Annotated in this window: 14 protein-coding genes and 1 pseudogene; 5 read left to right on the top strand and 10 right to left on the bottom strand. The window is 70.3% G+C overall.

Going from position 1 to position 14950, the window contains the following annotated elements; genetic code table 11:
• Positions 1-192: 192 nt before the first annotated feature.
• Positions 193-2070, bottom strand: a complete 1878-nt coding sequence (locus tag HUV60_RS19245; protein WP_257848495.1) for an MFS transporter — start codon at positions 2068-2070, stop codon at positions 193-195.
• Between the two features lie 215 nt (positions 2071-2285).
• Positions 2286-4895, bottom strand: a complete 2610-nt coding sequence (locus HUV60_RS19250; RefSeq protein ID WP_443047345.1) for a D-alanyl-D-alanine carboxypeptidase — start codon at positions 4893-4895, stop codon at positions 2286-2288.
• A 228-nt stretch (positions 4896-5123) separates the two neighbouring features.
• On the opposite strand from HUV60_RS19250, the gene HUV60_RS19255 reads away from it, so the two are divergent.
• The 3 genes from HUV60_RS19255 (at position 5124) to HUV60_RS19265 (ending at position 7450) form a co-directional block, all read left to right on the top strand.
• A complete protein-coding gene (locus HUV60_RS19255) occupies positions 5124-5885 on the top strand; it encodes a GOLPH3/VPS74 family protein (protein ID WP_257848496.1) in 762 nt (253 codons plus the stop codon).
• Positions 5886-6174: 289 nt separating this feature from the next.
• Positions 6175-7032, top strand: coding sequence for a helix-turn-helix domain-containing protein (locus HUV60_RS19260; RefSeq protein ID WP_257848497.1), 858 nt, complete (start codon positions 6175-6177; stop codon positions 7030-7032).
• 226 nt (positions 7033-7258) lie between these two features.
• Positions 7259-7450, top strand: a complete 192-nt coding sequence (locus tag HUV60_RS19265; protein ID WP_257848498.1) for a DUF397 domain-containing protein — start codon at positions 7259-7261, stop codon at positions 7448-7450.
• A 216-nt stretch (positions 7451-7666) separates the two neighbouring features.
• Here HUV60_RS19265 and HUV60_RS19270 read toward each other — a convergent pair.
• From HUV60_RS19270 to HUV60_RS19290, 5 genes and pseudogenes are all read right to left on the bottom strand, one after another.
• Positions 7667-7951 (bottom strand): annotated as a pseudogene (locus tag HUV60_RS19270) (MerR family transcriptional regulator); the annotation flags it as partial.
• Positions 7952-8701: 750 nt separating this feature from the next.
• Complete coding sequence (locus tag HUV60_RS19275; protein ID WP_257848499.1) at positions 8702-9211, bottom strand: glutathione peroxidase; 510 nt, start codon at positions 9209-9211, stop codon at positions 8702-8704.
• 156 nt (positions 9212-9367) lie between these two features.
• Positions 9368-10195 carry an SAM-dependent methyltransferase gene (locus HUV60_RS19280; protein ID WP_257848500.1) on the bottom strand — a complete coding sequence of 276 codons (828 nt, stop codon included), beginning with the start codon at positions 10193-10195 and terminating at the stop codon, positions 9368-9370.
• Positions 10196-10424: 229 nt separating this feature from the next.
• Positions 10425-10979 carry an ester cyclase gene (locus HUV60_RS19285; RefSeq protein ID WP_257848501.1) on the bottom strand — a complete coding sequence of 185 codons (555 nt, stop codon included), beginning with the start codon at positions 10977-10979 and terminating at the stop codon, positions 10425-10427.
• 88 nt (positions 10980-11067) lie between these two features.
• Positions 11068-11313: a hypothetical protein gene (locus HUV60_RS19290; RefSeq protein WP_257848503.1), complete on the bottom strand. Its 246-nt coding sequence runs from the start codon at positions 11311-11313 to the stop codon at positions 11068-11070.
• 105 nt (positions 11314-11418) lie between these two features.
• On the opposite strand from HUV60_RS19290, the gene HUV60_RS19295 reads away from it, so the two are divergent.
• A complete protein-coding gene (locus tag HUV60_RS19295) occupies positions 11419-11583 on the top strand; it encodes a hypothetical protein (RefSeq protein ID WP_257848504.1) in 165 nt (54 codons plus the stop codon).
• Positions 11584-11772: 189 nt separating this feature from the next.
• On the opposite strand, the gene HUV60_RS19300 is transcribed toward HUV60_RS19295, so the two are convergent.
• The gene (locus HUV60_RS19300) at positions 11773-12825 is read right to left on the bottom strand and encodes a sodium:calcium antiporter (RefSeq protein ID WP_443047347.1); all 1053 of its coding nucleotides are present in this window, start codon (positions 12823-12825) and stop codon (positions 11773-11775) included.
• 716 nt (positions 12826-13541) lie between these two features.
• Here HUV60_RS19300 and HUV60_RS19305 point away from each other — a divergent pair.
• The gene (locus HUV60_RS19305; RefSeq protein ID WP_257848505.1) at positions 13542-13880 is read left to right on the top strand and encodes a MerR family transcriptional regulator; all 339 of its coding nucleotides are present in this window, start codon (positions 13542-13544) and stop codon (positions 13878-13880) included.
• A gap of 295 nt (positions 13881-14175) precedes the next feature.
• On the opposite strand, the gene HUV60_RS19310 is transcribed toward HUV60_RS19305, so the two are convergent.
• Together HUV60_RS19310 and HUV60_RS19315 are read right to left on the bottom strand one after the other, a co-directional pair.
• Entirely contained in the window at positions 14176-14487 is a 312-nt protein-coding gene (locus HUV60_RS19310) for an SCO5918 family protein (RefSeq protein WP_257848506.1), read from the bottom strand.
• A 49-nt stretch (positions 14488-14536) separates the two neighbouring features.
• Positions 14537-14941, bottom strand: a complete 405-nt coding sequence (locus HUV60_RS19315) for a CBS domain-containing protein (RefSeq protein ID WP_257848507.1) — start codon at positions 14939-14941, stop codon at positions 14537-14539.
• Positions 14942-14950 lie beyond the last annotated feature (9 nt).

Raw genomic sequence — 14950 nt, forward strand, 5'->3', positions numbered from 1 at the left:
AAGAGCGCGCAAAAATGTTCACGCTGATGACCGGTGTTCATGATGTTGAATGCCCGAGTGGGGTGGAGATCGCTGTGTCCGGCGCGTGAGCGCACCCGCGCAGACGAGCCCCGTCACGTCCGGTGCGGCGGCACGGTGTCCACCGGATCCGGTAAGGCGCCGGTCGGTCCTCGGACCCGCTGCGTCAGCCGGTCAGCGCAGTTCCGCCGGGCAGGGCGTGCCCCGCTGCACGTCGTACGGCGCCGCCAGCCGGTACGTGCCCGGCTCCGGCGCGAGCAGCACGGTCCACTTGTCGCCGTTCTCGTCCTCTTCTGTCTCCATCAGACAGCCGTTGAGGTTGTCGTACGTCTTCGGCCGGTCGTCCCCGCCCCCGTCGACGGTGCCGTCGGAACGGCTCCTGGACTCCTCCGTCTCCTGCGGGCCCTCCAGTTTGTTGCCGTCCGCGTCGACGATGCTCAGCCACGGCGAGTACGGGATGCGCACGACGACCCGGCCCGCCCTCCCGACCCGCATCGTCATCTCGCTCTGGCTGGCCCGCTCCACGACCGCGTTCGGCTCGGCCAGTGAGGTCGGGTCGTTCACCGCGAACAGCTGCCAGTTGGCGTCGCCCCAGATCTGCTGGAGATACGGCAGCCCCCGCTGCACCAGTTCCCGCTCCCGCTTACTGCCGTCACCGTCCGGCTCGTCCTTCGGCAGCACCACGAAGTGCACCGCCCACCGCTTCAGCCACTCGTGATAGTTCGCCGAGTTGAGGGTGTCGTCGTAGAAGAGAGGGTTGCGCTCCATGTCGGCCTGCCGGTTCCAGCCCCGCGCCAGGTTGACGTACGGCGCGAGCGCCGAGGCCTCGCGGTGCGAACGCGCCGGGACGACCTCCACCCGCCCCTTGTCGGCGCCGACCTCCTGGAGCTCGTTCACCAGCGGCGCGAGCTCCCGCGCCCAGGACGCGGTCGGCGTCGTGTGCACGACGTCGTCGACCGACTTGAAGCCGATCCATCCGACGAACCCGACGAACGCCACGACGATCGCGTACCACCTGCGGCTCCGCGGCACGGCGAACGGCAGCGCCGCCACCAGCGCCACCCCGGCGAACAGCATCGCCAGCCGCGTGATGTTGGAACCGATCTGCGAACTCACCAGCCAGACCAGCACCACGCCCAGCCCGTACACCGCGGCCGTGATCCGGACCGTGATCCACTTCCGGGGCACCAGGACGCACACCAGCACGGAGAAGACCAGGGGCAGGACGACCGAACCGAACCCCATCGGCTGCGTCCCCGAGAACGGGAACAGCCAGGCCGACACCGCCACCACCGCGGTCGGCCCCAGCCCCAGCGCCCACGCCCCCGGCCGCCGTTTCTGCAGGAACAGCGCCACCGCCACCAGCCCCACGAACAGGCCCGCGACCGGCGAGGACATCGTGGCCAGCGCCGCCAGCGGCGCCGCGCACAGGGCCTTCGCCCAGCGCTTGTAGCGCCAGCGGTACGGCCAGCAGAACACGACGGCGACCGCGGCCAGCCCGAACATCATGCCCAGCCCGAACGTCACCCGCCCCGAAGCCGCGTTGCCCAGCAGCCCGAACACACCCGCGAGCGCGGCCCACAGCGGGTTGCGCACCGCCCGGCTGCGGATCAGCAGCATCGTCAGCAGCGCGGCCGACACCGTCCCCGCGAGCATCATCGTCGTCCGCACACCGAGGGCCGACATCAGATACGGCGACACCACGCTGTACGACACCGCGTGCATCCCGCCGTACCAGGCCATGTTGTACGCGGAGTCGGGGTGCCGGCCGACGAACTCGGCCCAGGCGTCCTGCGCCGCGAGGTCACCACCACTGTTCGCGAACGTGAAGAACCAGGCGACGTGCAGCGCACCGGCGAGCGCGGTGACGGACAGCACCGGATACCGCAGCATCCGGGCACGCACGGCCAGAACGACGGCCTCGGGGCGGGAAGCGCGGGGGGAGACGAGGGCGCCCGGCGGCTGGTCGTCGGCTTCCGGCAGGGGTATTCGCGGGCCGGACTCCGGGCCCGGACCGGCGTCGTCTGCGTGTGTCGGCTCCGCAGTGGCCACCTGAAGGCACTCCCCGTATGGCGTCTTCGTGTTCGCGTCGTCGTAGCGCGTGGTCGTGGTGCGTGGTGCGTGGTCGTGGTGCGGTCACGGTAGCGGTGCGATCACCGGCGGCCCGCCCGTTTCGCGACGCTAGCACGCACCCCGCCGACCGTCGCCCGCGGTGGGCACCGGCCGGCGGGATGCGATGCCCGCCGTTCGCCGTCGAGCGTCGACGATCAGCTCACGCGCGTGAGCTTGGCCGTGAAGCCCGGTTCCACGAGGTCCTCCTGGAGAGCGACCGGGACCTTGACGGCGCCGCTGTCCGTGCCGTCGCCCACGGTGAGCGAGCCCACCTCCGTACCGGCCTTCGCCTGGTGCGGCACCTCCTCCCCGGCGAACGTCAGCTTCACCTCCAGCCCCGACCAGCCGGCGGCCTCGACGTCCTCGGTGAGGACGACGGGCGTCCGGCCGCCCAGCCCGTCGTCCACGTACCCGACGACGCTGTCCTTCTTCAGGACCGTCGCCGACTCGAGTGCCTCCTGCGCCGCCCGGATCAGCTGGTCGCCCGCGGAGAGCGCACCGGCCAGGATCGTGTTGTCGGCGCCGCCCGCGGGCTGGCGCACCACGGCACCGACGATGGTCCGGGTCTCGCCGTCGACGTCCTTCTTCGCGGCGAAGACGAGGTTGCCGAGAGCCGAGGTGGTCGTTCCGGTCTTGATGCCGACGACGCCGTTGGACCCCACCAACTGGTTCCAGTTCGGGTGGTTGACACCCTTGTAGTCGTCGTACGACATCATCGCGGCGATCTCACGGAAGGCGGGCTGCTTCATCGCCGCCCTGGCCAGCTTCACCTGGTCCACGGCCGTGCTCACCGTCGTGTCGTTCAGGCCTGAGGGGTCCGTGTACGTCGTGTTGGTCATGCCGAGGTCCGCGGCGGTCTTGTTCATCTTCTCGACGAACGCCTTCTCGGACCCCGCGTCCCAGCGGGCCACCAGCCGCGCCACGTTGTTCGCGGACGCGATCAGCACGGCCTCCAGTGCCTCCCGCTGTGAGATCTCGTCACCGGCGGTCACGTTCACGGTCGACTCCTGCCCGGCGTCGGACTGCTCCTCCGCGGCGTCGTCGATACCGATCGTCGGACCCTCGGCGCCGCTCTTGAGCGGGTGCTCGCGCAGGATCAGATACGTGGTCATGACCTTGGCGACACTGGCGATCGGCACGGGCTTCTGCTCACCTGAGGAGCCGAAGGTACCGATGCCCTGCACGTCCAGCGCGGCCTGCCCGTCGGCCGGCCACGGGATGTCGACCTTGCCGCCGTCGAAGGTGTAACTGTCCTCTGCGGTCAGTTCGAGTGTGGGAGCGGGGAGCGCACGCATGTTCTGCACGACCGCGAAGACGATCACCAGAAGCGCGACCAGCGGCGTCCAGATCTTGACCCGCCGCCAGGTCGTGCGCAGCGGGGTGTCCGGCGGCGGCGGGGTGTTGGTCAGCTCGGCCAGCAGATCCAGCGGCGGCTTGGGCGGCAGCGGCTGCTGCCGCGTCAGCTCCGGCCCGACCTGCGGGACGTGGCGGGTGCTGTCGGCCGGGGGCGCGGACGGCGCGGACGGCCGTGCCTGAGCCGAAGGTGGCAGCCGCAGCGCGGTGGTGGCGGAGTCCCCGCCCTTCGACAGCTTCGAGGGCTTACGGGTCTCGGGGTCGTCCAGGTCCTTGAGCGGCACGAACGTGCCGGCGCGCCGGGAGTCGGACTTGGAATCCGACTCGGGTGCGGCCGTGGAGGCCGACGTGGACCCGGGTCCGGCCTCGTCGGTCGTGCCGGCGTCCTCGGCCGCGTCGCTCAGCTTGAGCATGGTGGTGGGCTGGTCGACGGCGGGCGCCGGGGGACGCGGGGCCTTGAAGACGGCGGTGGGCTGATCGGTGGGGGACTCGGCGTCGCCGGTGCCGTCGCGGCCGTCGCGGCCGTCGCGGCCGTCGTCGGTGTCGGTGTCGTCGGCCTGGTCCGCGCTCGGCTCGGGGGTGGCATCGGCCTCGGGTCCGGACGTCGGCCCGGGGGCTGCGTCCGTGGTGCCCCTGTCGCTGTCGTTGCCGTCCTCGGCCGTGGGGGAGACGTCGTCCTCGGGGGAGGCGTCAGCGGCGGCCTGGGAGGCGTCCTCGTCGGCGTCCGGGGCGTCGTCGGTGGTGTCGGCGACGGGGGCTGCGCCGGCGTCGGCCTCCGCCTCCGGCTCGGACGCGGGCTCCCGCTCGCCCTCCGCGTCGGAACCGTCGGTCTCGTCGGACCCCTCGGGCGCGTCGGCGCCGTCTGCGGATCCGCGCTCGGAAGCCCCGCCGGCGCCCCCGTCCCGGCTCGCGCTGCCGTCCCTGCCGTCCTTCGGGCCGCTCCTGGCGCCCGTGTCGCCGTCGCCGGCGTCCTCGGCCTCCTGGGCGCCCTCGGCGTCCTCGCGGTTCCCGCCCTGATCCACCTCGTCCGCCGACCGTACCCACGCCGCGACGACGGCATCCAACGGCTCCTCCTCGCCGTTCGCCGCGGAATCGTCACGCCGGTCGGACGTCCCCTCCCCGTCCCCGGCGGAGTCGGGGGCCTCCTCGTCGTCGGTCTGCGCGCCGCTCACCGAAAGCACCCGGGTGGCCGTGTCCACACCCCCGCGCTCCCTCGCAGACTTCGACGACGTGGATGAATCCGACGTCGAAACGTTCCGGGGCACCCCCAGCCGGGGGTCCCGCTTCCCGGCGGAGCCCCCCTCGCTCCTGGCTCCGGGAACCGGGCCCGCGCTCCCCGCCGTCGCTTCTTCCGACGACTCGCGCTGCTTCGACCTGTCGGGGGACTCGCCCGCCACCGATGCCTCCTCCATGCGCCGCGCGTCGCGCGTACGCCAACCGAACCGTGAACCCGTTCCGCCGCCCGCGACAGCGCTCCGCAGCCCTGTCCGAACCATCTGCCAGTGTCCTGTCTGCGGACTTCCCCCACGCGGTAGACGAGAACGACATACCTATCGGTTCCCTTACAAACCAGTCACGTGCTCTCGACAGACCAATGTGAGAGGGGTCACCCTGTCATTCATCCACGCGGGGAGGCATGGATGGGCAGGAGCCGCAGAACACTTCCGGAAGAGCTTCTGCTGCTGGCGTTGGACCCGACCACGGGTACCACTGCACAGCCGCAGTCGCTCGACCTCGGTCTGGCCGGAGCACAGCTAGTGGAGCTGGCGCTGGCCGGACGGATAGCCCCAGACGGGGATCGTATCGCCGTGGTGGTACCACGGCCGACTGGAGATCCGACATTGGACTGCGCGTTGGAGCTGCTGCGAAGGCGCGGCGCTCCGGTCCGGGCGGTCAACTGGATTGGCGGGCCGCGACTGGGGCTCCGCCAGACCTACCTCTCGTATCTGGAGCGGTGCGGCATGGTGCATGCCGTGGCCGGTCAGATGTGCGGGGTGCTGCCGACGACTCGCTACCAGGCGACGGACACCGAGATCAGCCGGGAGATCAGGGCCCGGCTGGACTCCGCGATCCGTACCGGCGTGCCACCGGACCCACGGACCGCGGCGCTCGCCGCACTGGCGCATGCCGTGGGCCTCGGCAAGCACCTGTACCCGGGGAACGAGGGTCGCTCCTCGCGTTCCCGGTTGCGGGACCTGATCCGGCACGACCCGATGGGCGGCCTGGTGGCGCACGCCGTGATGGACGTGCAGAACGGCGTGGCGGCCCAGCCGCGCCGCAACCCGGCCCCGGCAGGAGGCCGTCAGGCCGCCACCGTCGGCGGCAGGGGCGGACCGGAACCCGCCCGTGGCGTTCCGGCCCAACCGCGCCACGGATCCATGGCGCGCGCAGTGGCCCACTAGGGCCACTGACCGGCCACGGCACCACAGACCCGGTCACGGGAGCCGCTGTCCGAGCGGGGCGGAGAGAGTGCGCGCACTCTCTCCGCCCCGCTCGGCGTGCCGGAAACCCGCCACCGTACCGACTTCGCACGGTTCCGTGCCGCCGGCGCCCCCGGACCGGGCTGTACCCGCGGGATATCCGCTGTTTCCCAGCGGCAGGAAGCGCCTTGGTGGCAGTCTGCTCAACACCAGATACGCAAAGTGGCAAGTACGAGTAAGTGCGAGGCACGCAGCCGGAGGTGCACGTCCCGTGGCGTCCAACGTCAATCCCACCGTCAGGCGGCGCCGGCTGGGCCAGGAGCTGCGCAGGCTCCGTGAGCTCAAGGGCATGACGGCGGAGGAGGTGGCGGAGCGCCTGCTGGTGTCGCAGTCGAAGATCAGCCGGCTGGAGAACGGCCGGCGCAGCATCAGCCAGCGGGACGTCCGCGACCTCTGCGGCGTCTACGAGGTCGAGGACCAGCGGATCGTCGAGTCGCTGATGCAGATGGCCAAGGACTCGCGCCAGCAGGGCTGGTGGCACGCCTTCGGTGACATCCCGTACAGCGTCTACATCGGTCTGGAGACGGACGCGGAGTCGCTCAGGGTCTACGAACCGCAGATCATCACCGGCCTGTTGCAGACCCGCGCGTATGCCGAGGCGATCGTCCGGGGCGGTTCGCCGGAGTCGTCCGAGCAGGACAACGGCAAGCGGGTCGAGGTCCGCCTGTGCCGGCAGAGCCGCATCACCGCCGGGACGGACCCGCTGCGACTGTGGGTGGTGCTGGACGAGGCGTCGTTGCGCCGGGTCGTCGGAAGCCGACAGGTCATGCGTGAACAGCTGGAACACGTCATGGAGTTGTCGCAGCAGCCGCACATCACCGTGCAGGTCCTGCCGTTCGAGGTCGGCGCGCACTCCGGCATCAACGGCCAGTACTCCATCCTGGAGTTCGCGGACGCGGCCGATTCGAGTGTCGTGTACATCGAGGGCGTGACCAGCGACCTGTACCTGGAGAAGCCGCACGACGTGCAGAAGTACACCGTGATGTACGAGCACCTGAGGGCCCAGTCCCTGAACGTGGAGCAGTCCCGTCAGCTGGTCGAGCGGGTTGCGAAGGAGTACGCGCGCTGAGGTCCCGGCAGGCAAAAGGGCGGAATTGTACACCGCTGACATGCCTGGCTGGAAGTATCTCCTGGAATATGCCCCCGGTCGAGTGAATGGCTGCTCCGAAAAAGGATGTTGGCGAGTAGCGTCGATCACGCCAACCGTCAGTGAAGGTTGGCGCAATCCGTTCTGCGGGTCCCTGCCGGACGCGCAGTCCGGTGACACCGACTCAGCAACCCGCTACGGAGCGAACATGGCAATTCGTCTGGGCACCACGGAAACGTGGACGACGTCCTCCTACACCAACAACAACGGCGCGTGCGTGATGGTCAGGTCGACCACCGAGGAGGCACTGGAGCTCGGGGACACCAAGGTCCCCGAGGGGCCGAAGCTGGCCTTCCCCACGGACGCGTGGGGCGCTTTCGTGGCCTCGGTGAAGGACTGAGAAGGCCGGACCGCACAGGGACGTACAGCGGGCCGCCAGCAGCCCCGCCCCTACGACGGGACACCTGCCGGCGGCATCAGCGCAAGCCCGTCCCAGGACCCCGTCACAAGCCCGGTCCCAGCACGACCGCACGGCTGAGGAGCCCTCTCGACGAGATCGCCGTCCTTGCCGAGAGGGCTCGGCCCGTGCCCGCGTCCCGCGACCGCGGCTACGCCGCTACCGCACCGGGAACGCCACGCCGCACACCGGGTCCTCGGCCCCCGCGGCGCCCCAGTCCGCGAAGTACACCTCCCGGCAGGGCCGTGCGGCCGTCAGCCCCCCGGCCGCCATCCACTGCTCCACGGCCTCGAACGCGGCCAGAATCTGCGGATGAGCCCCCCGCGCCTTGGTGATCCGGGTGCGGGCCGGCCGCTGGGCCGGCTCCACCCGCACCGCCGTCCCACGGGCCCGCCCCTGCGTATCGGCTCAGGCCCGCGCCGCCGCCTCGTCGGCGACCGGCACGCCTCGGCGGGACCGGCAGAACCGGTACCCGGTGACCTCGTCGCCCCGCGCCGGAACCAGCAGCCCAGCCGGTCGTACAACCGCGACGCCTTGGCCGGCAGACGCGCCCGCGCCGCGAACGCGCCGGTGCCGAGCAGTTCCTCGTCCACCGTGCCGTCCTCCGCCGCCGGGCAGCCCTTCCGCCCGGCGACACGAACGCTCCCCCCTGCCCCAGGGGCAAGGTCAACACCCCGGCGGACCCGAGGCCACCGTGGACGGGGCCGCTCTCCTCGAGGGAGCTTTGCCCGGCTAGCTGACTCTGCTGCGCAATTACCCGGCGTGATGACGCCGTGCCGATACGGCCTTCAGAGCGCGTCGCAGATGCAGGCAGGCCGGGCGCGGCCGAGCCCTGAAAGCATGGCACGTGATCGCTCGCCGAATTGAGCAGCAGAGTCCTAGCTCCCTCCTCCGCGGGTCACTCTTTTGCACAGCCTCCGGGCTGGATCACGGTCCTGAAGCGATCGTGCTTCGGCGGGTTCTGCACCGCGGACCGCTGCGCTGATCGGTGGCTGACCAGCTGTGATCAGTTGATCTTCCCGAACGGGTGACCTGCGGAGGACGGAGCTAGCCGACTCTGTTGCTCCATTGCGGAGAGGGACGCCGGCCTGTCGGCGGGGCGCAGGGAACGGGTCTCGCGAGGAGGCGGTCCGGCCCCGGCGGGCCCCTCTCGGATGCGGTGCGTGACCCTCCCCCGAATCGGGCAGCAGAGTTTTAGCCGAGCGCACCCTCGACCGCCGCCACGACCTCTGCCGACTCCGGCTCGGTCTGCGGCGAGAAACGGGCGACGACCTTGCCGTCCCGCCCGATCAGGAACTTCTCGAAGTTCCAGCGGATGTCCCCGCTGTGCCCCTCGGAGTCGGCGAAGCCGACCAGCCGCTCGTACAGCGCGTGCCGTCCCTCCCCGTTGACGTCGACCTTCTCGGTCATGGGGAAGGTCACGCCGTACGTGGCGGAGCAGAACTCGGCGATCTCCTCCGAGGTGCCGGGCTCCTGCCCCATGAACTGGTTGCAGGGCACGCCGAGCAGCGTGAAGCCCTTCGCCGCGTACTGCTCGTGCAGGCGCTCCAGTCCGGCGTACTGCGGGGTCAGCCCGCACCGGGAGGCCACGTTCACGACGAGCACGACCTGACCCGCATACCGCGCCAGCCCGGCGGGACCGCCGCTCAGAGCACCGATCTCGACATCGAGGGGAGAAGAACCGTTGGTCTCTACAGTCGTCATGACCGGATGCTAACTCCACGACAGGACGCACCGTTGCCCGGCGTCGGTCGTCCCGGCCGTCGGCCCGCCCCCCCAGCGGTCCCGGAGGAAGGGAAGGGAAGGAGAGCGGGGAGCCGGCACGCGTCGGCTTCCCCGCCCTCGCGTCGGCCGGGCCGCCTACGGCTTGCGGGCCACTCCGCCGTAGGCGTCCACGGCCTTCCCGTCGTCCTCGCCCGGTGTCCCGGCCTCGGGCCGCCACTCCGGGACCCGTACGACACCCGGTTCGACCAGTTCGAGGCCGTCGAAGAATCCGGCGATCTCCTCGACCTCGCGCACGTAGTACGGCACGGCGCCGCTCGAGTTGTACGCGTTCGACGCGGCGATCATGCCCTCGCTCGTCGCCGTACTGTCGCTGATCACGAGGTAACTGCCCGAGGGGAGAACCGCCATGAGCCGGCTCACCACTTCACGGGCCTGCTCGTAGTCGGCGACGTGGCCGAGCGTGTTGAGGATGATCAGGGCGACGGGGCGGGACAGGTCCAGCGTCCCGGCGGCGGCCCGCAGGACGGACTCGGGGTCGTAGAGATCGGCGTCCAGATAGTCGGTGCGGCCCTCGGGGGTACTGGTCAGCAGGGCGTTGGCGTGCGTCAGCACGATCGGGTCGTTGTCGACGTACACGATCCGCGCGTCCGGAGCGACGCGTTGTGCCACCTGATGTGTGTTGTCGGCGGTCGGCAGGCCCGTACCGATGTCCAGAAACTGTCGCACCCCCTGCTCCTCGGCCAGATGGGTGACGGCCCGCCCGAGGAACCGCCGACTGGTGAGTGCCACGTCGACCAGCCCGGGGAAGATGCCCTTGATCTGGTCCCCGATCTCCCGGTCGATCTCGTAGTGGTCCTTGCCACCGACGAAGTAGTTCCAGAACCGCGCCGAGTGCGGCTTCGTCGTATCGATACGGGCACGCGTCTCGAAACCGGCGCTGTCCTGAGTAGTGTCCTCCGACACGGCTGAGCCTCCTGTGGTGAGCGTGACCAGTGGGTCCAACCTAGGCGAACTCACCGGCCTCGCCTGTTGGTTGGCGGCGAACCCGGTAACCGAAGTGCGTGTTCCAGCCATCGCCGGAGCACGTACACGCAGCGCAGTGCCAGGCGCTACAGGAACCCCTGGTCTTCCTTCTGGGCGCGGACGAAGGCGGCGAACTCCGGAGGTGAACCGGGCGCCGCCTGAGAGGCGCTCAACTCGAACTGGCTTCAGAGGCAGGGGGAGTGGTGTTGACGAGCGTGGGGTGGGGCTCGTCACCGGACATGGCGAGGAGGCCCTTGAGGCAGCGTGCCGCCAGGAGCCAGTTCCGGGGGTTCCTCATGTTCAGGCCGCCGATGAGCTGCTTGAGCATGGTCAGGCTGTCGAAGTAGACGCGCTCGCAGACGAGGTTCTCATCGGCGTCGAAGATGAAGTACGCCGTCATGCGCACCCGGAAGCGGCTGCCCGTGGGCGGTATGGCGCCGAGCGGGCCGAGGTGGGTGCCGAGCAGCCAGAACTCGGTGATCACGGCGTCGTCGCTGTGCCGTATGGCGATGATCTCGTGGTCCTGGTCGGGGAAGGCGACCCGGCTGTCGTGATAGTAGGCCCGCACGGCGGTGTCGCCGTCATGGACCTGCATGGTCGGGATGAGTTCGTAGTGCGGGTGCGGGAATGTCGACAGGACGTCGTCCCACTCCTGGCGGACCTCGTCCCGGAAGTGGTGGAGGACGAGCTGGTGACGGGCCTTGCGGATCTCGTCGGTGGTCATGAGGTCCTACCTTTCTTGATGTGGGTCTGAACTGGTCATGCGGACTGGCGGATACCGGCGGGAGGGACGAACCCATGCCGTGTCAGCCCTATGTGATTTCGGGTATGGCGGACCGTGTGACGGGGTCGGGGCTGGTGACGTGGACGCTTCCGCGCCCCCGGTGCAGCTCGTAGGTACCGGAGCGGAAGGGGCGGTAGCCGTCGGTGACCGTCCACGAGCCGATGCGCCGGACCCAGGCCACCGGCCCCACCGCGAACACCTCACCGGTGCCTGTGGCCAGGGTGCCGCGCAACCGGCTGCGATGGCCCTCCGGCTGAACGCCCTTCTGTCGCACCGGTGTTCCGTCTCCACCGGCACACACTATGGCGCAAGGCGGCAAGCCCTTGCTCCGGGCGGAACGCCCTTCTCGGCCAACTCCTCCTGTCCGCTTCCTTGCTGTATGTCCACCCTTCAGGGGGCGGCGAAGCGGAGCAGTACGGCGATGGGGCCGGTGGTGACGACGGGCACCGACGCGGTTCCGGCGCCGGACCGGTTCGGCTGGTGGAACGACATGGTCGGCCGAAGGGAGACCGCGCGCTCCGCCGAAGCCCCGACCGATCGGTGAGGGTGGCAGCGGATACCTGACCTCCCGGCGGCTTCGGAGTCGGACGGGCACGCCACACGGCCACGGGCATCGGCCGCCCGTGGCGAAGCACCTCCGGGCCCGAAGCGCTGGGGTGTCGCCCTGCGCTTCGGGCCCCGGGGGCGAGGGGCGAGGGCTACGGAGGTGCTGTGCCGAGCCGTGGTGCCGGGCCTAGACGGCGAGGACGGTGACAATGCCGAGGTAGACAGCCAGGAGCAGGACACCGTCGAATCCCACGCGCAGCCAGTTGGCCCGCTGGCGGACGAGCAGGCCGCTGAGGAGGACAGTTGTCATCACCAGTGAGCCGCTGGTGAGGAACAGCTCCTGCGGGGCGGCGGCGTGGAAGAGCGAACCTCCTCCGTAGGCGATGTCGCCCACGACCAGGTTGAGCGCGTCGAGGCAGTTGCCGCCGATGATGGCGGCGATGGCCAGGGTCACGGCCCCACGGCGTACGGCGGCGATGGACGTGACCGTCTCCGGCAGCGCGTTGACCACCCCCATGAAGACCGCGCCGACGAGACCCGCGCTCAGACCGGTGTGCTCCGTGAGGCTCTCCGCGGCGCGGGCCACGGCCCACCCGCCGACCGCGACGATCACCGCGGCGGCCGTGAACTCCGTCCACAACCGCCGGGTGCTGTGGGAGGTCACGGCCTCGTCGTCGGCATCGCCGTCGGGGACGTCCGCCAGCGTGTCCGTGGTGCGCACGGCTCGCCACATGGGAGACCCCTGCCCGCGTATGAGCCGCAGGCCGCCCCAGTACAGAGCCACCATGGCGACGGACGCGGGGTGGACCCCCAGCACGGTCACGTCCGGACTGAACGTGGCCATCAGCGCGATGCCCAGCAGCACGATCAGCAGGCAGCCGAACATCATGTTCTGCAACGAGGCGGCAGCGTGCTCCAGGTTGGCCTCCCGGTGGAACGCGTCGGCCACCGCGATCGCCACGGTCTGCGCGGCGATGCCGCCCACGGCGTTGCTGTACGCGAGCTGCGGTTGGTCCGAGGCCGCGCTGACCGCCGTCATCACGATCCCGGACATCGAGGTGACCAGCCCGAACAGTACGGCGCCGAAGAACGCCTCGCCCCACCCTGTCCGGTCGGCCAGTACGTCGCCCACGCTCGCGAGCCGGACACTGCACACCACGGTGACGCTCGTGGCCAGGACGAAGACGGCGATGCTCCAGCCCAGTGGCCACAGCTCGTTCAGGAATGCGGGCACGGTCACCTTTCACACGGTCCGGAGGCGGCAGAGCTGACCAGTTACCCCGGCCCTCCTCCCCTCATGTGCGCGCCACGGGATGCGAATCCGCGCCCCCGCTTCAGGAGGAAGGGGTGTCACGCGGCGCAGCCAGGCACCGCCCGTCCCCGCTCCAGCCGGAGGCGGGCGGCTGCGGCTGATGGACCCCGGTGGGGAACCTTTCACTCGAACGGGCTGAAATCTGTTGTGGCTGATGTAGACATGCGGCCGTTGAGGAGTTAGTGTCTCTGTTGTAGCCAGGAAGTCGGTGGGGCGTGGCAGACACGAACTGCCCGCACGAAGAACAGAGGTAATAGCACGGCGGTGGAGCGGCGGGGCCGGAGTCCGCTTGGGGTCCCCTCGCTGACCGCCGGGCTCGGTGGCCGCATGAGGGTCACCAGCCGTACGCAGAATCCGCAGTACCGGGCAGCACCAAGAGGCCCGTCAGAAGAAAGAAGGAGGGCGACGCCATCAGGATCGCCCGGGCGAGAACGGTTCGCCCGGGTACCGCAGGCCCCGGAACGGAAGGTGGTCCCACGGTCACGCATCCGCGATCCCCGCATTCTCCGCCCCCCGACGGGGGCCGGCGCGGAAACAGAAGGCCGGCATGGCAAGAAGCCGGTCGATGGTGTTAGAAATCCCTCGGGGCCTTGGTGCCGTACGGCACCAAGGCCCCTCGACGCATTCCCCCATCAGAGGTGCAGATGACCGCAGACACACCGCTCGACCGAATCGACGACGACGACTACCCCGCTTACACCATGGGGCGAGCGGCGGAGATGCTCGGCACCACGCCCGCCTTCCTGCGGACCCTTGGTGAAGCCAGGCTGATCACGCCCCTGCGCTCCGAGGGCGGTCACCGTCGCTACTCCCGCTACCAGTTGCGTATCGCCGCCCGCGCCCGCGAGATGGTCGACCAGGGCACGTCCATCGAGGCCGCGTGCCGCATCATCATCCTGGAAGACCAGCTCGAAGAGGCCCAGCGCATCAACGCCGAACTGCGACGCGGTGATGTGGGGGCCGACCACACGACGGACGCCTGACCCGCACCTCCACAGCGGGAGGTGAACCACCTGGTCCGTAACCGGCAGCCGATCAGGCCGGACGTCGTCGCCCGGCCCGGTACGGCAGTCCGAGGAGACGAGGAGACGAGGAGCCCGGGCTGCCGGGCGGTCTCCGGAGCGGCAGCCCCCTGTTGCGCAGGTCACCCGCAGGAGTGGTTCTGGACAGGGCAGCCGCCCGACGCCTGACGAGACCGGGAAAACAAGCAGGCACCGGTACAGCCACCACTGCTGTCCTGGCGGCTGTACCGGTGCCTGCTCGCGTCTGTCCCGCCGGTCAGACGGACAGGGGGGCGCCGAGCATCGCGGAAGCCCGCTGGAGCGGATCCACGGTCCTCGCGGGCGCGGCCTGGGGGGCGGCGGTGCGGCAGGTGAAGCCAAGCTGGGCCATGGCCCGGAGGACCTCACCGGCGCTGAAATCGCGGCGGTCCTGGTGGGTGATGACCTGGCCGACCTGCTTGGCGGGGTAGTGGCGACGCCCGATGATCACGGAGTCGCCTACGACCGGCTCGGGCTTGACGCCCTTCATCGATTCCAGCACACCGTTCTTGGTGAGCTCGAACGGAAAGCGTGCGATGACACAACGCATGATGCCTCACAAGGAGAAGAAGGGGAGAGAGCCGACCCGGTGAAGCGGTTCAGCGGGAGCGGCCGAGGGCGCCCGGGACGTTGCCGTGTTCGTCGGCCACGGGACGGGCACCGGGCAGACGCCGCGGCACGGCGTGCCCGGCTCCGGCCGCCGTGGTCGGCGGCGAGGTGACGGGCCCGCCGCCGTCGGCGACGTCGCGCAGGCGGACCCGGTCCGTGTACCCGGTACTGTCCCGCACGGCGATGAGCCGGGCCCGGGTGACCAGGCCGGTGCACCGGCCGTCCTCGTCACGGACGAGGAGATGCCCCGTACGGGCGGCGGCCATGACGGACAGCGCCACCTCGACGGTCATGCCGTCCCAGACCTGAGGACCGGCCGCGTCCACAGCATCGGCCGCTGTCCGGTGCACGGAGCTGGTGTGCGGGGAGCGGGACCGTGTCTGGACCAGCGTCAAGAGATGCCT

The organism is Streptomyces sp. KMM 9044 (assembly GCF_024701375.2).
GTDB lineage: Bacteria > Actinomycetota > Actinomycetes > Streptomycetales > Streptomycetaceae > Streptomyces.

Excerpts from the sequence above, each read along its gene's own strand:
- HUV60_RS19250 (WP_443047345.1), bottom strand. The coding sequence starts at position 4,895 with ATGGAGGAGGCATCGGTGGCGGGCGAGTCCCCCGACAGGTCGAAGCAG.
- HUV60_RS19255 (WP_257848496.1), top strand. The coding sequence starts at position 5,124 with ATGGGCAGGAGCCGCAGAACACTTCCGGAAGAGCTTCTGCTGCTGGCG.
- HUV60_RS19265 (WP_257848498.1), top strand. The coding sequence starts at position 7,259 with ATGGCAATTCGTCTGGGCACCACGGAAACGTGGACGACGTCCTCCTAC.
- HUV60_RS19275 (WP_257848499.1), bottom strand. The coding sequence starts at position 9,211 with ATGACGACTGTAGAGACCAACGGTTCTTCTCCCCTCGATGTCGAGATC.
- HUV60_RS19285 (WP_257848501.1), bottom strand. The coding sequence starts at position 10,979 with ATGACCACCGACGAGATCCGCAAGGCCCGTCACCAGCTCGTCCTCCAC.
- HUV60_RS19295 (WP_257848504.1), top strand. The coding sequence starts at position 11,419 with ATGTCCACCCTTCAGGGGGCGGCGAAGCGGAGCAGTACGGCGATGGGG.
- HUV60_RS19305 (WP_257848505.1), top strand. The coding sequence starts at position 13,542 with ATGACCGCAGACACACCGCTCGACCGAATCGACGACGACGACTACCCC.
- HUV60_RS19310 (WP_257848506.1), bottom strand. The coding sequence starts at position 14,487 with ATGCGTTGTGTCATCGCACGCTTTCCGTTCGAGCTCACCAAGAACGGT.